Here is a 19,151-nt window from a genome sequence, read left to right as displayed (position 1 = left end):
ATGGCAGCGACACCTCTTATCGACATCCGCAAGCTCTGCGTTGGGTTTCGCGGGCGCGCGGGCACGATGCTGCCGGTGCTGCACGAGGTCGATCTGACGGTGTGCCGGGGCGAGAGCATCGGCATCGTCGGCGAGAGCGGCTCGGGCAAGAGCACGCTGGCACTGGCAGCGATGGGCTATCTCAAGCATGGGCTGCAAAAGATATCGGGCAAGGTCATCTATGATGGGGCCGAGATGTTCGGGCGCAGCCCGGCGGACCTGGCGCGGATCAGAGGTGGCCAGTTGGGGCTGATCCCGCAGAATTCCGGGCAGGCGCTGACCCCGACGATGCGCATCGGCACGCAGATCCGCGAGGCCCTGCACCTGCATTGCGCCCAGTCCGAGGGCGAGCATCCTACCCGCGCGCGCGACCTGCTGGCGCAGGTGCGCCTGCCCGACCCCGAGGCGATCCTTCGCCGCTACCCGCATGAGCTGTCGGGCGGGCAGCAACAACGGGTGGCGATTGCCATGGCCCTCGCGGGCGAACCCGATGCGCTGCTACTCGACGAGCACACGACCGGCCTCGATGTCACCACGCAGGCGCACATCCTCGAATTGCTGCGCGATCTGGCCCGCGCGCGCAACATGGCGATGGTCTATGTCAGTCATGATCTGGGCGTGATCGCGCGGGTCTGCGACCGGGTACAGGTGCTTTATGCCGGCGAAACGGTGCTTGAGGGGCCGACACGCGCGGTGTTGCGCGCGCCATCGCACCCTTATGCGCGCGGGTTGCTAGCCTCCATCCCCCGCTTGGGCGAGCAGACCCTGCCACGCGCCCTCGATGGCCGACCGCCCGGACCGGGCGAGGCGCGCGAAGGCTGCGCCTTCGCCCCGCGCTGCGCGCTGGCCACCGAGGACTGCCGCGCCGCCACCCCACCAATGATCGCAGGGGAGGCAGGCCAGATGAGCCGCTGTCTTTACCCCGAGCGGGTAGATGAAATCATCGGCGAGCAGGCGGGCACCTCGCCGCATGGTTGCGCCGAGGACAGCCCCTGCGCGCTCGATCTGGCGGGGGTGTCGATTCGCTACGACCAGCCCGGACTGTTCGACCGGCTGCGCGGCATGGTGCGCCCACCCGCTACGGTGGACGCCATCGACCTGCATCTGCGGCAGGGCGAGACAATCGGTCTTGTGGGCGAGTCGGGCAGCGGCAAGTCGACCATCCTCAAGGCGATTGCCGGGCTGTTGCCGCCCGCCTCGGGCCAGATCACGCTTGGCGATGGCACCCCCCTGCCCGCGGCCGTCGAGGCTCGCCGCCCCGATCAGCTGCGCCGCATCCAGATGATTTTCCAGAATCCCGATGACAGCCTCAACCCGCGCCAGTCGGTGGCAGAGATCCTGGCGCAACCGCTTCGGCTGTATTTCGGGTTGACGGATACGGCGCTGCGCGCGCGGGCGGTGGAATTACTCGACACAGTGCGCCTCGGCGCGCCTTACCTCGACCGCCGCCCGGGTCAACTCTCGGGCGGCGAGAAACAGCGCGTGGCGGTTGCGCGCGCCTTTGCCGCCGGACCCGAGATCGTGCTGTGCGACGAGATCACCTCGGCGCTCGATGTCTCGGTTCAGGCGGCCGTGCTCGATCTGCTCAACGATCTCAAAGCGGCGCACAAGACCGCCTTCGTGTTTGTGAGCCACGACTTGACGGTGGTGCGGGCGCTCTCGGACCGGGTGGCGGTGCTCTATCAGGGACGGCTCTGCGAGTTTGGCCCGGCAGCGGCGGTTTACGGCGCGCCGTCGCATCCTTACACGGCGGTGCTGCTCAACGCTGTTCTGACCCCCGACCCCGATCATGCGCCACATCTGATGACCGAGGATGTGGCGGAACTGTCCCCGCCCGCACGTGGCTGCCCGTTCCAGCGGCGCTGCCCGGTGAAACACGGGACGATCTGTGACACCGATGCCCCACCGACGCGAGAGGCAGATGACGGACATGTCATCCGCTGCCACATCCCATTGGACGAGTTGCGCGGACATCAGGCGGATTGAACAATGTTGCACCCGCCTGCTGCGCTGCCAGTAGTATGCACGGCTTGGGCTCACGATTGGGAATGGTCTGGAACGGATCCTGGGCGTTGTGCCCCTGCGCAGAATCAAGCGCAATGCCCGCCGCGCATCGACCGCTCCAAGCCATTCGTACCCACTTCCCCAACGCGCAGTAACGCACAGGAAGATCTCGATCCCGGCACACGTCGGCGGCTTGCGCAGCGGCAGAATCAAACGTTCCGCTTGAAAGCCTTCCCGTAAAAAAAGCCCGACCAATTGGCCGGGCTTTTCCGTGTTACCGTAGCGTGGCGATCACTCCTCGCGGCTCTCCGGCGTCTCGACGAAATTGTCGAACTCGTCGCCACCCACCACGTCGTCATCGATCACCGGCGCGGCCAGTGCTGCCGCCGCTGCGGCCTCTTCCTGGCGGGCCTCGATCACGATGCTGTCGCGTGCCGTTGCGATGCGGCGCATTTCCTGCGTGGCACGACCCGTGCCCGCCGGGATCAGGCGACCGACGATGACATTCTCCTTGAGACCGACCAGCTTGTCACGCTTGCCCTGAACCGACGCCTCGGTCAGCACGCGGGTGGTCTCCTGGAACGACGCCGCCGAGATGAAGCTGCGGGTCTGCAGCGACGCCTTGGTGATGCCGAGCAGGATCGGCTCGCCCTGTGCCGGACGTCCGCCCTTGGCTATCGCCTTCTCGCAGGCCTCGTCGAACTCGACCTTGTCCACATGCTCGCCCTTGAGCAGCGTGGTATCGCCCGAGTCCTGGATTTCCCACTTCTGGAGCATCTGCCTTACGATGACCTCGATATGCTTGTCGTTGATCTTCACGCCTTGCAGACGGTAGACCTCCTGCACCTCGTCGATCATGTAGTTGGCCAGTGCCTCGACCCCCATGATGGCGAGAATGTCATGCGGCGCGGGATTGCCGTCCATGATGTAATCGCCCTTCTGGACATAATCGCCCTCCTGCACCGGGATGTGCTTACCCTTCGGCACCATGTACTCCACCGGCTGCAGCGTGTCGTCGGCGGGTTCGATGGTGATGCGACGCTTGTTCTTGTAGTCGCGGCCAAAGCGGACATAGCCGTCGAGCTCGGCGATGATGGCGTGATCCTTGGGACGGCGTGCCTCGAAGAGCTCGGCCACACGCGGCAAACCGCCGGTGATGTCCTTGGTCTTGCCGCCCTCGCGCGGGATGCGTGCAACCACGTCGCCGGCCTGCACCTGCTGACCCTCCTCGATCGACAGGATCGCATCGACGGACATCGGATAGGTCACCGGGTTGCCAACGTCGTTGCGCATCGGCTCGCCGTCCTCGCCGACAATGAAGACCTCGGGCTTGAGTTCGTTGCCGCGCGGCGCGGCGCGCCAGTCGGTGACGATCTTCTGGGTCATGCCGGTGGCCTCGTCGGTCACGTCGCGGACCGAGACGCCCGAGGTGAGATCGACGAATTTCGCCATGCCGGATTTCTCTGCGAGGATCGGCAGGGTGTAGGGATCCCACTCGAACAGCTTCTGACCGCGCGTGACCTTGTCGCCCTCCTTGACGAAGAGCTTGGTGCCGTAGCCCACCTTGTGGCTGGCCAGTTCGACCCCCTTGTCACCGATGATCCGGATCTTCATGTTCCGGCCCATCACCAGGGTCTCGCCACTGGAGTTGTCCAGGGTCTGGGGCTGTTCATATTCGATCACCCCCTCCTGGCTTGCCTCGAGGAAGGATTGCTGCCCCCCCTGCGCCACGCCGCCGATGTGGAAGGTCCGCATCGTCAGCTGCGTGCCCGGCTCGCCGATCGACTGCGCGGCGATGATCCCGACAGCCTCGCCGATATTGACCATGGTGCCACGCGCGAGATCACGGCCATAGCACATGGCACAGACCCCGTCCTCGGCCTCGCAGGTCAGCGGCGAGCGCAGGCGCACGGTCTGCACTGCAGCCTCTTCCAGCGAATCGGCCATGCGCTCGTCGATCAGTTCGCCCTTGGCGGCGATCACCCGGTCGCTCAGCGGATCAACGATATCCTCGGCCACGACACGACCCAGGCAGCGCTCGGCCAGCGAGGCCACAATCTCGCCGTCGTTGACCGCCGCCTCGACGGTGACCGCGCGCTCGGTGCCGCAATCGTGCTCGCGCACGATGCAGTCCTGCGCCACGTCCACCAGGCGGCGGGTCAGATAGCCCGAGTTCGCCGTCTTCAACGCAGTATCCGAGAGGCCCTTGCGCGCCCCGTGGGTCGAGTTGAAGTATTCAAGAACGGTCAGACCTTCCTTGAAGTTCGAGATGATCGGTGTCTCGATGATGTCGCCGTTCGGCTTGGCCATCAGGCCGCGCATGCCGCCCAGCTGTTTCATCTGCGTAACCGAACCACGCGCGCCGGAATGGGCCATCATGTAGACGCTGTTGGGCTCCATCACCGCACCGGTCTCGTCGCGGCGCTCGGCAGAGATCGAACCCATCATCGCCTCGGTGACCTCGTCGTTGCATTTCGACCAGGCATCGACGACCTTGTTGTATTTCTCACCCTGGGTGATCAGGCCGTCCATGTATTGCTGCTCGAAACCTTTGACGTTGGAGCGGGTCTCTTCGACGATGGTCCACTTGCTGTCGGGGATCACCATGTCGTCCTTGCCGAAGGAAATCCCGGCCTTGAACGCCTCGCGGAAGCCAAGGGTCATGATCTGGTCGCAGAAGATGACCGATTCCTTCTGACCGCAATAGCGGTAGACGGTGTCGATCACCTGCTGCACCTCTTTCTTGCGCAACAGGCGGTTCACGAGGTGGAACGGGGCCTTGGCGTTCTGCGGCAGGAGCGCGCCAAGCCGGGCACGGCCGGGCGTAGTTTCCACCCGCACCATGACCTCGTCGCCATGCTCGTCGATCTGCGGCACGCGCACGGTGATCCGCGCGTGCAGATGTACCTCGCCCGCGTCGAGCGCGTGCTGCACCTCGTCGAGCGAGGCGAAGATCATGCCCTCGCCCTTCATGCCTTCGCGCATCAGCGTGACATAGTAGAGGCCAAGGATCATGTCCTGCGACGGCACGATGATCGGCGCGCCATTGGCAGGGCTGAGGACGTTGTTGGTCGACATCATCAGCACCCGTGCTTCGAGCTGCGCCTCGAGCGAGAGCGGCACGTGCACAGCCATCTGGTCGCCATCGAAATCGGCATTGAAGGCGGCACAGACCAGCGGGTGAAGCTGGATCGCCTTGCCTTCGATCAGCACCGGTTCGAACGCCTGAATGCCCAGACGGTGCAGCGTTGGCGCACGGTTCAGCATCACGGGATGCTCGCGGATCACCTCGTCGAGAATGTCCCACACCTCCGGGCGCTCTTTCTCGACCAGTTTCTTGGCCTGTTTCACGGTGCTGCTCAGGCCCTTGGCCTCGAGCCGCGAGTAGATGAACGGCTTGAAGAGCTCGAGCGCCATCTTCTTGGGCAACCCGCACTGATGCAGTTTCAGTTCCGGGCCAGTCACGATGACCGAACGGCCCGAGAAATCGACCCGCTTGCCCAGAAGGTTCTGGCGGAAGCGGCCCTGCTTGCCCTTGAGCATGTCCGAGAGCGACTTGAGCGGGCGCTTGTTGGCACCGGTGATGACCCGGCCGCGACGACCGTTGTCAAAGAGCGCATCGACCGATTCCTGCAACATCCGCTTTTCGTTGCGCACGATGATATCGGGCGCGCGCAGCTCGATCAGCCGTTTGAGACGGTTGTTGCGGTTGATCACCCGGCGATAGAGATCGTTGAGATCCGAGGTGGCGAAGCGGCCACCATCGAGCGGCACCAGCGGGCGCAGTTCCGGCGGGATGACCGGCAGCACCGTCATCACCATCCATTCCGGGCGGTTGCCGGATTCGAGAAAGGATTCAACGACCTTGAGGCGCTTGATGATCTTCTTGGGCTTCAACTCGCCGGTGGCTTCCTTGAGATCGGCGCGCAGCGTTTCGGCCTCGTTTTCGAGGTCGATATTGGCCAGCATCTCGCGGATCGCCTCGGCGCCGATATTGGCCGTAAAGGCGTCCATGCCATATGCGTCCTGCGCATCCATGAACTCTTCTTCGGTCAGCATCTGGCCATAGGTCAGATCGGTGAGACCGGGCTCGATCACCACGTAATTCTCGAAATAAAGCACCCGTTCCAGATCACGCAGCGTCATGTCGAGCATCAGGCCGATGCGGCTTGGCAGCGATTTCAGGAACCAGATATGGGCGCAAGGTGCCGCCAGTTCGATATGGCCCATGCGCTCACGCCGGACCTTTTGCAGCGTCACCTCGACACCGCATTTCTCGCAGACGACGCCGCGATATTTCATCCGCTTGTACTTGCCGCAGAGGCATTCGTAATCCTTGATCGGGCCAAAGATACGCGCACAAAAAAGGCCGTCACGCTCGGGCTTGAACGTGCGGTAGTTGATGGTCTCGGGCTTCTTGATTTCGCCATAGGACCAAGAGAGGATCCGCTCGGGGCTGGCTAGAGAGACCTTGATTTCGTCGAACACCTTGGCCGGGGCCACCGGGTTGAACGGATTGTTTGTGAGTTCCTGGTTCATTGTCTGATCCTTGAAGGCTGGCAGAGGGGGGAGAGAGGGGCCCGGATTTTTCGCCGAAAAATCCGGGGTGCAGAATTTTCCGCGAAAATTCTGCCCTTACTCATCTTCCTCCGCATCCAGGAGTTCCATGTTAAGGCCGAGGCCGCGCACTTCCTTGACGAGCACGTTGAACGATTCCGGTACGCCGGCCTCGAAATTGTCCTCGCCCTTGACGATGCTCTCATAGACCTTGGTCCGGCCCGCCACGTCATCCGACTTGACGGTAAGCATCTCCTGCAGGGTGTAGGCGGCGCCATAGGCTTCGAGCGCCCAAACCTCCATTTCACCAAAGCGCTGACCACCGAACTGCGCCTTGCCGCCGAGCGGCTGCTGCGTGACGAGGCTGTACGGCCCGGTCGAGCGCGCGTGGATCTTGTCGTCCACCAGGTGGTGCAGCTTGAGCAGATACTTGATCCCCACGGTCACCGGACGCGAGAACTGCTCGCCCGTGCGCCCGTCAAACAGCACCGACTGGCCGCTCTGGTCAAAGCCTGCACGCTTGAGCGCATCGTTCACATCGCCCTCTTTCGCGCCATCAAAGACCGGGGTGGCGATCGGCACGCCGTTGGTGACGGTACCGGCCGATTCGATCAGCGTCTGCTCGTCCATGCCTTCGATGCCCTCTTCGTAGACATCGTCACCATAGGCGATACGCATCGCCTCACGCACCGGGGTCAGGTCGCCGGAGCGGCGATATTCCTTGAGCGCCTCGTCGATCTTGAGGCCCAGACCGCGCGCGGCCCAGCCCATGTGGGTTTCGAGAATCTGACCCACGTTCATGCGCGACGGGACGCCGAGTGGGTTGAGGCACAGATCGACCGGGGTGCCGTCCGCGAGGAAGGGCATGTCCTCGATCGGGATCACCTTGGAGATCACGCCCTTGTTGCCGTGACGCCCGGCCATCTTGTCGCCCGGCTGAAGCTTGCGCTTCACCGCGATGAAGACCTTGACCATCTTCATCACACCCGGCGGCAGGTCGTCGCCGCGGCGGACCTTCTCGACCTTGTCCTCAAAGCGGGCATCGAGCGTGCGCTTCTGCGCCTCGTATTGCTCGTGCAGCGCCTCCACGATCTTGGCGTCGGCCTCGTCCTTGAGGGCCAGCTGCCACCACTGGCCCTTGGTCAGGGTGCTCAGCAACTCCTCGGTGATGTCCGAGTTGGCCTTGACGCCCTTGGGCCCCTTGACCGCGACCTTGCCGAGGATGAGCGTTTTCAGACGCGCATAGATGTTGCGGTCGAGAATCGCCAATTCGTCATCGCGGTCACGTGCCAGACGCTCGACCTCTTCGCGCTCGATCTGCAGCGCGCGCTCATCCTTTTCCACACCGTGGCGGTTGAACACGCGCACCTCGACCACCGTGCCGAAATCGCCCGGCTTGACGCGCAAGCTTGTGTCGCGCACATCGCTTGCCTTCTCACCAAAGATCGCGCGGAGAAGTTTTTCCTCCGGCGTCATCGGACTTTCGCCCTTCGGGGTGATCTTGCCCACCAGGATATCGCCCGGCTCCACATCGGCACCGATATAGACGATGCCCGCCTCGTCGAGGTTGCGCAGCGCCTCTTCACCGACATTGGGAATGTCGCGGGTGATCTCTTCCGGCCCCAGCTTGGTATCGCGGGCGGCGACCTCGAATTCCTCGATATGGATCGAGGTAAAGACGTCATCGCGCACGATCCGCTCCGAGATCAGGATCGAGTCCTCGTAGTTGTAGCCGTTCCACGGCATGAAGGCGGTGATCACGTTCTTGCCAAGCGCCAGTTCGCCCATGTCGGTGCAGGGGCCATCGGCGATGACCTCGCCCTTCTGGACAGTGTCGCCGACCTTGACCAGCGGCTGCTGGTTGATGCAGCTGTTCTGGTTCGAGCGCTGGAACTTGCGCATGCGGTAGATGTCCACGCCCGGATCACCGATCTCCAGATCCTCGGTGGCTCGGATCACGATCCGTTGCGCATCGACCTGGTCGATCACGCCGGCGCGTTTGGCCATGATGGCGGCACCCGAGTCGCGGGCCACGACGCCCTCGATTCCGGTGCCCACCAGCGGGGCCTCGGCGCGCAGCGTCGGCACCGCCTGCCGCTGCATGTTCGAGCCCATCAGGGCGCGGTTGGCGTCGTCGTTTTCCAGGAACGGAATGAGCGAGGCCGCAACCGAGACCAGCTGTTTCGGGCTGACGTCGATCAGATCCACATGCTCGCGCGGGGCCAGCATGTATTCGCCCGACTGACGGGTCGAGACCAGGTCGTTGACGAAGCGGCCGGCGTCATCGAGATTGGCGTTGGCCTGTGCCACGGTGTGGCGCATTTCCTCGGTGGCGGACATGTACTGCACGTCATCCGTCACCTGCCCGTCCACGACCTTGCGATAGGGGGTTTCGATAAAGCCGTACTTGTTCACCCGTGCGAAGGTGGCGAGCGAGTTGATCAGGCCGATATTCGGACCTTCGGGCGTCTCGATGGGGCACATCCGGCCGTAATGGGTGGGATGCACGTCGCGCACCTCGAAGCCCGCACGCTCACGCGTCAGACCGCCCGGCCCGAGCGCCGAAAGGCGGCGCTTGTGCGTCACTTCCGACAGCGGGTTTGTCTGGTCCATGAACTGCGAAAGTTGCGAAGAGCCGAAGAATTCACGCACCGCCGCTGCCGCCGGTTTGGCGTTGATCAGATCCTGCGGCATGACCGTGTCGATCTCGACGGAGGACATGCGTTCCTTGATCGCGCGTTCCATCCGCAGAAGGCCGACGCGATACTGGTTCTCCATCAACTCGCCGACAGAGCGCACCCGGCGATTGCCGAGATGGTCGATATCGTCGATATCGCCCTTGCCGTCACGCAGCTCCACCAATGCCTTGACGCAGGCCACGATATCCTCGCGGTCGAGCGTGCGCTGCGTGTCGGGCTTGTCGAGGTTGAGGCGCATGTTCATCTTGACCCGGCCCACGGCCGAGAGGTCATAGCGTTCGGAGTCAAAAAACAGCGTCTCGAAGAGCGCCGCCGAGGCCTCTTCGGTGGGCGGCTCGCCCGGACGCATGACGCGGTAGATATCCATGAGCGCGGTCTCGCGGTTCATGTTCTTGTCTGCCGACATGGTGTTGCGGATATAGGGGCCCACATTGATACCGTCGATATCCAGGACCGGAATGTCGGTGATCCCGGCATCGAGCAGATCCTGCAAGGTGCCGCCGGTGATCTCGCCGGCCTTGTCATATTCCAGCGTCAGCTCATCGCCCGCCTCGACATGGATCGCGCCGGTTTCCTCGTCGATGATGTCACGCGCCACGAACTTGCCGACAATATGCTCGAACGGCACTAGAAGCTCGGTGACCTTGCCTTCGTCGATCAGTTGCTTGACCGCACGGGGCGTGATCTTCTTGCTCGCCTCAAAGACCACTTCGCCGGTCTTGGCGTCAATGAGGTCATATGTCGGTCGCGTGCCGCGCACCCGCTCGGGGAAGAACTTGGTGACCCAGCCCTTTTTCTTCTTAAGCTTGAAATCGACGGTGTCGTAATAGGCATTCATGATGCCTTCCTGATCGAGTCCGAGCGCATAGAGCAGCGTCGTCACCGGCAGTTTGCGACGACGGTCGATGCGGGCGAACACGATGTCCTTGGCGTCGAATTCGAAATCGAGCCAGGAGCCACGATAGGGGATGATGCGGCAGGTGAACAGCAGCTTGCCCGAGGAATGGGTCTTGCCCTTGTCGTGGTCGAAGAACACGCCCGGAGAGCGGTGCATCTGGGAGACGACCACACGCTCGGTGCCGTTGACGATGAAGGTGCCGTTATGGGTCATGAGCGGCATGTCGCCCATGAACACGTCCTGCTCCTTGATGTCCTTCACGGATTTCGCGCCGGTATCCTCATCGACATCGAACACGATCAGCCGCAGCTTGACCTTGAGCGGCGCGGCATAGGTCATGTCGCGCTGCATGCACTCCTCGACGTCATATTTCGGCTTTTCCAGATCGTAGCTGACGAATTCCAGCACGCTGGTCTCATTGAAATCCTTGATCGGGAAAACCGACTGGAACACGCCCTTGATCCCCTCGCCGTCAAGCGGCTGGGGCTCGTCGCCGGATTTCAGGAACAGGTCATACGAGGATTTCTGAACCTCGATAAGGTTCGGCATCTCCAGCACTTCGCGGATCTTGCCATAATATTTGCGCAAACGTTTCTGGCCAAGGTAGGATTGAGCCATGGTCGATGTCACCTTTCATTTCTCACCGGTCGCGCGCGCTGTCGGGGCTCAGCGCCGCGGCCATCCGAGACGGCTTGGTTTGATCAATTCCCGGCCATCGTCCCAATGACGGCCTCCCGATCCTGTAAACCTCGCCTTAGAAAGGCCCCGATGCGTGCAGGGCCTCTCTGAGACAGGTTTGGCCGGGCCCGGAATCCGGACCCAGCCTTAAATTCACTCCGGGGCGACCCGGCGCAAATTACTTGAGTTCGACTTCGGCGCCAGCTGCTTCGAGCTTGCCCTTGATCTCTTCGGCTTCGTCTTTGGAGACCTGCTCCTTGACGGCCTTGCCTCCGGCCTCGACGAGGTCCTTGGCTTCCTTCAGACCCAGACCGGTGATCGCGCGAACTTCCTTGATCACGTTGATCTTCGATGCGCCTGCGGATTTCAGGATCACGTCGAATTCGGTCTGCTCTTCGGCAGCTTCGCCAGCACCCTCTGCGGGACCGGCCATCATCACCGCGCCGCCTGAGGCGGGCTCGATGCCGTACTCGTCCTTGAGGATGGTTTTCAGCTCTTGTGCTTCGAGAAGCGTCAGACCAACGATCTCTTCAGCCAGTTTTTTCAGATCAGCCATTTTTCAGCTCTTTCCGTTCTCTAGATGTGTTCCAACGTCGGGAAGTAAACCCTACGCGAATGTTACAGTTTGCCTTACGCGGCTTCGGCCTTCTCTTCGATGGTCGAAAGGATGCTCGCGATGTTCGAAGCAGGTGCGCCAATGGCCCCCGCGATGTTCGAAGCAGGTGCGCCGATCATGCCTGCAATCGTCGCGATGAGTTCATCGCGCGACGGCAGTTTCGACGTAGCTTCAACACCGGCACGGTCCAGAGCCGTCTCACCCATTGCCCCGCCAAGGATTTCAAACTTCTTGTTGTCCTTGGCGAAATCCTCGGCCACCTTGGCTGCTGCCACGGGGTCCTCGGAGAAGGTGAGCACGGTCATGCCCGAGAGGTAGTCTGCGATGCTTGCGCACGGCTTGCCCTCAAGGGCGATCTTGGCGAGCCTGTTCTTTGCAACACGAACCGATGCCTCTGCCGCACGGGCGCGGGCACGCAGATCCTGCATTTCGGCAACTGTAAGACCCGTGTAGTGGGCAACCACCACAACGCCAGAGCTTTCGAAGATCTGGCCGAGTTCCTCGACCACTTTCTCTTTCTGGGCTCTATCCACAGTTTCACTCCAAATTTGGGGGTCTCCCCCCGGCTCAGTTGTGCCCCCCCTTGCGGGGCGGCGTTCGGGTCCAATGTCAGGGTCCCGAGGCCAAGATCACCCGAGGGCGCTAGCCCCGACTGGAAATCTCATCTCGTTCCCCATCTCAGGAAGGAATTATTCACCGCGACTGCGCTGAACCCTCCGTCTCGGACAGGACAGGGCCGGTTTGCGGCCCTGCCATTCGCCCCGCACCAAAGCACGGGGGCAAATTCTTATTCTACAACGGCGCTGTTCACGTCGATGGACACGCCGGGCCCCATGGTGGAGGTCAGCGAGATCTTCTTGACATAGGTGCCTTTCGCGCCCGTCGGCTTTGCCTTCTGCACGGCAGACACGAAGGCGCGCACGTTCTCGGCCAGCTTCTCGGCATCGAACGACGCCTTGCCGACACCGGCATGCACGACACCGGCCTTCTCGGCCTTGAACTGCACCTGGCCGCCCTTGGCATCCTTGACCGCCTGCGCCACATCCATGGTCACGGTTCCGACCTTGGGGTTGGGCATCAGGTTGCGCGGGCCCAGCACCTTGCCCAGACGGCCCACGACGGGCATCATGTCGGGCGTGGCGATGCAGCGATCGAACTCGATCTTGCCACCCTGCACGGTTTCCATAAGATCTTCTGCGCCGACGATATCCGCGCCTGCGGCCTCGGCCTCTTCGGCCTTGGCGCCACGGGCGAAGACGGCGACGCGCACGGTCTTGCCGGTGCCGTTCGGCAGGCCGACAACGCCGCGCACCATTTGGTCGGCATGGCGCGGGTCGACACCGAGATTCATCGAGATTTCGATTGTTTCATCGAATTTCGCGACCGCGTTGTTCTTGATCAGGGCAACCGCGTCCTCGACGGTCATGTTGTCCTTGCCGGCGACGGCTTCACGCAGGGCACGGGTCCGTTTTCCAAGCTTTGCCATCTTACTTCACCTCAATGCCCATGGACCGCGCGGAGCCAAGGACGATCTTCATCGCGGCCTCGACGTCGTTGGCGTTCAGGTCTTTCCACTTCGCTTCGGCGATCTCGCGCACCTGCTTGGTGCTCACGGTGCCGGCGGTGGCGCGGCCCGGTGTCTTGGAACCGGACTGAAGCTTGGCAGCCTTCTTGAGGTAATACGACGCGGGCGGCGTCTTGATCGCCATGTCGAAGGATTTATCCTGATAATAGGAAATCACGGTCGGGCACGGGGCGCCCGGCTCCATATCCGCTGTCTTCGCGTTGAACTGCTTGCAGAATTCCATGATGTTGATGCCGCGCTGACCCAATGCAGGGCCGACGGGCGGGCTGGGATTGGCTTGCCCGGCTTTCACCTGCAGCTTGAGCTTGCCGATTAGTTTCTTGGCCATATGGCCTCTCCTTTGCTTCCAACACCGTCGGGGCGCGCCCCTTCGGCTCTCTTGTTGTGTGGTCCGGTCCGATGGCCGCGGCCACCTCGCCTCCCACGGCTCACATCATCAGGCCTGTTTGGTGACCTGGGTGAATTCCAGTTCGACCGGGGTCTCCCGGCCAAAGATCGACACCGACACCTTGAGGCGCTGGTTGTCCTCGTCGACATATTCGACCATGCCGTCGAAATCCTCGAACGGGCCCTCGTTGACCTTGACCTTCTCGCCGATCTCGAAATGGATCAGGGTGCGCGGGCTTTCCTCGCCTTCCTGCACGCGTCCGAGAATCGACTGCACCTCGGCGTCGCGCATCGGCATCGGACGCCCCTGCGGGCCGAGAAAGCCGGTGACGCGGTTGATCGAGTTGATCAGGTGATAGCCCTTGTCGGACATCTCCATGTGCACAAGCACATAGCCCGGCATGAAGCGACGCTCGGCGGTCACTTTCTTGCCCCGGCGAATCTCGATCACCTCTTCGGTGGGCACCAGCACCTCGTCGATCTCGTCCTCGAGACCGTTGTCGGTGACGGATTGTCTGATCTGCTCGGCGATCTTCTTCTCGAAGTTCGAGAGAACACTAACCGAGTACCACCGCTTTGCCATCGTCGACCTACGCCTTTGTTTTCACCGGATTGAGGACCGGATTTCTGTATTCTTCCAAGCGGTTGCACCCGCACGCTCTGAAACGAAAAGCGGCGCGCAACCCGAATCGCCGCGCGCCATGTCCAGAAGTGTTGCGTCAACTACCTTTGATCGTTCGGGAATTCAAGGCTTGGCAACCAATTAATGACCGCCTCAGCCAAACAGCCCCAAAATCCCCTGCAACCCGCTGCGGATCCCGAGATCGACCAACGCAAAGAAAATCGCGGTGATCGTGGCCATGATGAACACCATCACGGTGGTCAACATCACCTCGCGGCGGGTCGGCCAGACGACCTTGGCCACTTCTGATCGGACCTGCTGAATGAACTGAAGCGGGTTCGTGCGTGCCATCTGCGCTGTCTTCCATGATTTCGCTGCTTCGGGCGACATACGCGGGCTTGGCGGTGAATTCAAGGGCCGAAGCCCGCGCGTGACGCGGGCTTCAGTGTGACTCCTTGGCGATGCGCTCGAACGGGTCAGGGTGATCGGCAAAGGGATCCGGGGCCTCTTTGTGCCGACGCCACCCGGCCAGCATGCCGCGCAGGCGCGCAACGCCCGCAAATGACAGGCCGAGATCCCCGAAGCCCTGCAACCTCTCCCGCAGGCTGGTAAAACGCTCCGTACCGAAGAGCGCGCCGCCGATCAGTGTGAGGCAGAAGAGTGCGAAGGCAGCGATCAGCACAACTCTGGGCCAGAGCAGCACTGCGGCGAAGGCGAGCGCCCAGCCGAGATGCTGCGTCTTGGGCCGGAACGCCCTGATCCGTGCGAGCGCACCGGCGCCCTGCTTGGGGTTGCGGGCCTGCGCGCGACGTTTGCGCCCTTTGCGAGGTGCGACGGTTTCCATCGCGACAGGCGGCGCGAGATCTGGCAACGCATCGGATCCGCGGCGGCGGCGATCCTCGGCCATGATCTCGCTGATCGTGGTGATGGCATTGCGCACCGCAATTTCAGTCGATGCCGCATCCGGCGGTGCGTGCCCTTCATATTCGGTATCGGGATGTGGCGGGTAAGGGACCGGTCCCACGGTCCGAGGCAAATCGTGTTTCATCACAGCAATACTCTTGTTTCCACGCCCCCACGCGGATCGACGGCCCCAATTTTGGTTGCGAACGCCGATTAATGGTCCTGATCGGGCGCAAATGTGGCGAAACCATGGCAAACCAGTGGCTGAAACAAGGCGCGTCCGATTTTCACCATATTTGAGCTATATTTTACCCGCATTCTAAGAATATCGCGCCGAACGACTCAACCGCAGAATGTATTCCCCTGAGCCGATCGCACGGCCGATTCGCTGCAAGACCCCGAAGGGCCTGTCCATGCAATCGCCGTGTTGATAGGAAATGTGGCAGGGGCAGCAGGGTTCGAACCCGCGACCTACGGTTTTGGAGACCGTCGCTCTACCAGCTGAGCTATACCCCTAAGATGCGTGCCTGTTATTGTTTTTCGCCAGGGCCGTCAAGCGGTCAGGGCGCAATTATCAGGCGTGGTGCTGTCCCCGATCCAGGAGATCGACCGCGCACCTTTGCAGAACGGTTCCGAAGGGCCGTGTCACGCCCCCCGTCACGCCCTCGTCTCGCGAACGTCGAGCGCGTCGCCGACGAAGTTGATCGCCAGCACCACCAGCATGATCGCAAGCCCCGGAAACACCCCGAGCCACCAAGCCTGGCCGATGAAACTGCGGCCATCGGCAAGGATCAGGCCCCATGTCGGCGTGTCGGGCCGCACGCCAAGGCCGAGGAACGACAGCGACGCCTCGCCGAGGATGGCATGGGACACGCTGACCGTGGCCTGCACGATAATCCATGCCCGCGCGTTCGCCCGGATGTGGCGAAACATGATCCGCAGATCGAAAGGGCCCCGCACCCACGCGGTATCGACGAATTGTTCTTCCTTGAGCGTCAGCACCGTAGTGCGCGCAACCCGCGCGAGATCGTCGACAAAGGCCAGCGCGATGGCAACGATGACTCTCAAAAGGCCGGTATCGCAGACCGCGACCAGATAGATCGCGATGATGAAATTCGGAAACGCCCATTACAGGACGATATCGCGCATGATGATCATGTCGGCCCAGCCGCCGCAATAGCCGACCACCATGTCTGTTCGAATCGTGGCATGATGGGGCCGACGGCGATCCCGTCGACCGCCTTGGGCCGTTGCAGCCCGTCTAGGTGATTGGGACGCCGTCGGTTGGTCTGACCAGCCTGAACAGTTGCCTGTGCCTTACGAGCACGAAGACATGGACAGGATTTCAGCATGACACAGAACTACATCGGCGTCGATCTCTCGAAGGACTGGCACGACATTTTCGACCCGCGCACGGGGCATGCCCGCGTGCCCAATACCGCGCCTGCTCGCTGTCGGCATCGGCCAGCATGGCGGCCACCGGATCGCCAGGCACCAGCCGGATCATGAAGAACACCAGCGCGGCCACGGCCAGCATCACCAGCGCGGAACCGACCAGCCGTCGGAGAATATAGGAGCCCATGGCAATACCGAGCCGACCGCGAGGAGCCCGCCCGCCTTTCTTTGTTTACTTGAGCGAAATGCGGTCGAGTTCGTGCAAACCGGGGATGCGCGCCCGTTCCGGCACCTCGACCGGGGCGTTATGCACCAGCACATCCACCGGGTGATAGAGAACGCCGCAGGCCATCTTGCTTGTCGGAACTGATCGCGTTCGCCTGGCGTACCAACTCGCGCCGCTCGTCGGGATCGACCGCCACGGATTGCGCGTCGATCAGCCGGTCGGCCTCGGCCTCCCTGAAGAAGCCAAAGGGTTTCTCCGCCTTGTCGCGATCCGGCCCGTTGAACTTCGACGTGGTCTGCATCCAGTCCACCAGCCCGTCATCGGGGTCGTAATCCCCGCCCGAGTCGCCGGGACGCAGGTCGCTCTCCATCTTGTTGAACTCCTCGATACCGATCGAGAAATCCTTGGGATCGACAGTCACGGTAATGTCCAGCACCTGCCGCAGGATATTGGCGACAACCTGCCCCGCGCGCTTGGTGTTGGGCGTGGTTTGCATGGTGAACTCGTGAACGCCAGCGACGACAGCGACTTGCCCGATCCCGACTCGCCAACGATGGCCAGCGTCTCGCCCGCCTCGACCTCATCGGACAGGCTCTCGAGCAGCGTCGCCTCGACGCCGTGCTTGCGCAGCTTGATGGTCAGATTCTCGAACTCCAGAAGTGTCATCTTGGCTCTCGCGTTATTTGGGCCACCACATGCCAAGCGTCGGCGAGACGCGCGCACATATCAACCTTGCGGTTCGAATCGCGGATTTCATTCATTGAATTCCTTTTGTTTTTCAGACGTCTTTACGTGATCGTGACTGTTCGCGATGCAGATCGGCGCATGTGCTGGACGCTCCGCCGCGACTCCACTAAGGCTTGTGATCATGCAGGTTGCACCCCGCCCCCTGATGGCGTCGGGCCGCGCGACACGACACCAGACGGAGACAGCCACCCCATGCAGATGCGTCACGATTCCATCTATGCCTCGCGCCGCTCGCCGGTCCTTGCCGAAAATGTCGTGGCGACATCGCAGCCGCTGGCGGCACAGGCCGGACTTGCGATGCTGGCACGTGGTGGCAATGCCGTCGATGCGGCGCTCGCGGCGGCGATCACCCTGACCGTGGTCGAGCCCACGGGCAACGGCGTGGGCTCGGACGCGTTCTGCATCCTGTGGGACGGCAATGAGTTGCACGGACTCAACGCCTCGGGTGCCGCCCCGATGGCCTGGACGCCAGAGCGGTTCGCGGGCGCACAGGAAATGCCGTTCCGTGGCTGGGACAGCGTGACCGTACCGGGGGCCGTGAGTGCCTGGGCGGACCTGTCGCGACGCTTCGGCAAGCTCGATTTCGCGGCCCTGTTCGAACCTGCGATCGGCTATGCGGCGCGTGGTTTTCCGGTCTCGCCGGTGATCGCGCGGCTCTGGCGGCTCGGGGCGGTCGACCTCTCCGATCAGCCGGGCTTTGCCGAGACCTTTCTGCGCGACGGCAAGCCGCCCGCCGCAGGCGAGCGCTTTGTCAACGCCGCCTTGGCCGACAGCCTGCGCGAGATTGCCGCGACCGGTGGCCGGGCGTTTTACGAGGGCGCCTTGGCCGAAAAGATCGTCGCAGCGGCGCGGGCGCATGGCGGCGGCGTGACAATGGACGATCTCGCCCGCCACCGCCCGGAGTGGTGCGATACCCTGTCGATGGAGTTCGACGATGTCACCCTGCACGAGATCCCGCCCAACGGGCAGGGCATCGCGGCGCTGATGACACTGGGCATCCTGCGCCATACGCCGGTCCGAGAGTTCGGCCCCGACGACCCGATGGCGCTGCATTATCAGATCGAGGCCACCAAGCTCGCCTTCCGCGACATGGATGCCTATGTCGGCGACCGCCCGGCGATGACCGATATCACCCCCGAGGCGCTGCTCGACGCGGAGTATCTGGCCAGCCGCGCCGCCCTGATCAGGGCCGACGCGGCACAGGATTTCGGCTCGGGCGCGCCGAAACACGGCGGCACGGTCTATCTGTCGGCGGCCGATGCAAGCGGCATGATGGTGTCGTTCATCCAGTCGAACTATGCCGGGTTCGGCTCTGGCGTGGCGGTGCCGGGGACCGGCATTCACATGCAGAATCGCGGCGCGGGTTTCACGCTTCAACCCGGTCACCCCAACCAGGTCGCCCCCGGCAAGCGACCGTTTCAAACGATCATTCCCGGCTTTCTGATGCGGGACGGCGCGCCACTGATGAGCTTCGGAGTCATGGGCGGCCCGATGCAGGCACAGGGCCACGTGCAGATGACGCTGCGCACGCAGCTCTGGGGTCAGGATGTCCAGACTGCAGCAGACGCCCCGCGCTGGCGGGTGGTGTCGGGGCTGGAGGTGGCCTGTGAGGCGGCGATGTCCCCGCAGACCATCGAGCGCCTGCGTGCGCTTGGTCATGCGATCACGCTGGAAAGCCCTGACAACGCCTTCGGTTTCGGTGGCGCGCAGCTTGTCCATCGCCTGCCCTCGGGAGGATACTGCGCCGGCTCAGACCCGCGCAAGGACGGGCAGGCCGTCGGCTTCTGAGAGCATT

14 protein-coding genes, 1 tRNA gene and 1 pseudogene are annotated in these 19,151 nt (G+C 62.7%); 3 read left to right on the top strand and 13 right to left on the bottom strand.

The features are described 5' to 3' along the window. The gene (locus ACSSV4_RS06355; protein WP_454274166.1) at nt 1–2,025 is read left to right on the top strand and encodes a dipeptide ABC transporter ATP-binding protein; all 2,025 of its coding nucleotides are present in this window, start codon (nt 1–3) and stop codon (nt 2,023–2,025) included. 309 nt (nt 2,026–2,334) lie between these two features. On the opposite strand, the gene rpoC is transcribed toward ACSSV4_RS06355, so the two are convergent. The 11 genes and pseudogenes from rpoC to ACSSV4_RS06300 all read right to left on the bottom strand — a co-directional run. Then, on the bottom strand, nt 2,335–6,582 hold the full coding sequence (gene rpoC, locus ACSSV4_RS06350) for a DNA-directed RNA polymerase subunit beta' (RefSeq protein ID WP_454274165.1): 4,248 nt from the start codon (nt 6,580–6,582) through the stop codon (nt 2,335–2,337). 96 nt (nt 6,583–6,678) lie between these two features. Continuing rightward, the gene (gene rpoB / locus ACSSV4_RS06345; RefSeq protein WP_454274163.1) at nt 6,679–10,815 is read right to left on the bottom strand and encodes a DNA-directed RNA polymerase subunit beta; all 4,137 of its coding nucleotides are present in this window, start codon (nt 10,813–10,815) and stop codon (nt 6,679–6,681) included. A 238-nt stretch (nt 10,816–11,053) separates the two neighbouring features. Then, nucleotides 11,054–11,431 (bottom strand): 50S ribosomal protein L7/L12, encoded by a 378-nt coding sequence (rplL, locus tag ACSSV4_RS06340; protein ID WP_454274162.1) that lies wholly within the window; start codon nt 11,429–11,431, stop codon nt 11,054–11,056. A gap of 74 nt (nt 11,432–11,505) precedes the next feature. Continuing rightward, nucleotides 11,506–12,024: a 50S ribosomal protein L10 gene (gene rplJ, locus ACSSV4_RS06335; protein ID WP_454274160.1), complete on the bottom strand. Its 519-nt coding sequence runs from the start codon at nt 12,022–12,024 to the stop codon at nt 11,506–11,508. Between the two features lie 254 nt (nt 12,025–12,278). Further along, nucleotides 12,279–12,977 carry a 50S ribosomal protein L1 gene (gene rplA, locus ACSSV4_RS06330; RefSeq protein ID WP_454274158.1) on the bottom strand — a complete coding sequence of 233 codons (699 nt, stop codon included), beginning with the start codon at nt 12,975–12,977 and terminating at the stop codon, nt 12,279–12,281. 1 nt (nt 12,978) lies between these two features. Then, nucleotides 12,979–13,404 carry a 50S ribosomal protein L11 gene (gene rplK / locus ACSSV4_RS06325; RefSeq protein ID WP_454274157.1) on the bottom strand — a complete coding sequence of 142 codons (426 nt, stop codon included), beginning with the start codon at nt 13,402–13,404 and terminating at the stop codon, nt 12,979–12,981. A 108-nt stretch (nt 13,405–13,512) separates the two neighbouring features. Beyond that, nucleotides 13,513–14,046 carry a transcription termination/antitermination protein NusG gene (gene nusG, locus ACSSV4_RS06320; RefSeq protein WP_454274156.1) on the bottom strand — a complete coding sequence of 178 codons (534 nt, stop codon included), beginning with the start codon at nt 14,044–14,046 and terminating at the stop codon, nt 13,513–13,515. 192 nt (nt 14,047–14,238) lie between these two features. Next, complete coding sequence (secE, locus tag ACSSV4_RS06315) at nt 14,239–14,436, bottom strand: preprotein translocase subunit SecE (RefSeq protein ID WP_454274155.1); 198 nt, start codon at nt 14,434–14,436, stop codon at nt 14,239–14,241. A gap of 91 nt (nt 14,437–14,527) precedes the next feature. Further along, nucleotides 14,528–15,109, bottom strand: a complete 582-nt coding sequence (locus ACSSV4_RS06310; RefSeq protein WP_454274153.1) for a hypothetical protein — start codon at nt 15,107–15,109, stop codon at nt 14,528–14,530. A gap of 319 nt (nt 15,110–15,428) precedes the next feature. Further along, nucleotides 15,429–15,504 (bottom strand) — tRNA-Trp (locus tag ACSSV4_RS06305). 141 nt (nt 15,505–15,645) lie between these two features. Beyond that, nucleotides 15,646–16,104, bottom strand: a pseudogene (locus ACSSV4_RS06300) (ABC transporter permease); the annotation flags it as partial. 234 nt (nt 16,105–16,338) lie between these two features. Between ACSSV4_RS06300 and ACSSV4_RS06295 the strand changes: the two are divergent. Further along, the gene (locus tag ACSSV4_RS06295; RefSeq protein ID WP_454274152.1) at nt 16,339–16,497 is read left to right on the top strand and encodes a hypothetical protein; all 159 of its coding nucleotides are present in this window, start codon (nt 16,339–16,341) and stop codon (nt 16,495–16,497) included. A gap of 191 nt (nt 16,498–16,688) precedes the next feature. On the opposite strand, the gene ACSSV4_RS06290 is transcribed toward ACSSV4_RS06295, so the two are convergent. Both ACSSV4_RS06290 and ACSSV4_RS06285 read right to left on the bottom strand, forming a co-directional pair. Further along, nucleotides 16,689–17,105, bottom strand: a complete 417-nt coding sequence (locus ACSSV4_RS06290) for a hypothetical protein (protein WP_454274150.1) — start codon at nt 17,103–17,105, stop codon at nt 16,689–16,691. Beyond that, nucleotides 17,027–17,275, bottom strand: coding sequence for a hypothetical protein (locus ACSSV4_RS06285; RefSeq protein ID WP_454274149.1), 249 nt, complete (start codon nt 17,273–17,275; stop codon nt 17,027–17,029). The genes ACSSV4_RS06290 and ACSSV4_RS06285 overlap by 79 nt, the downstream gene beginning before the upstream one ends. A 273-nt stretch (nt 17,276–17,548) precedes the next feature. Here ACSSV4_RS06285 and ACSSV4_RS06280 point away from each other — a divergent pair, with 273 nt between their 5' ends. Then, nucleotides 17,549–19,144: a gamma-glutamyltransferase family protein gene (locus ACSSV4_RS06280; RefSeq protein WP_454274148.1), complete on the top strand. Its 1,596-nt coding sequence runs from the start codon at nt 17,549–17,551 to the stop codon at nt 19,142–19,144. Nucleotides 19,145–19,151 lie beyond the last annotated feature (7 nt).

The organism is Roseovarius sp. MBR-154 (genome assembly GCF_053628595.1).
This window is presented reverse-complemented; position numbering and strand designations above follow the sequence as displayed.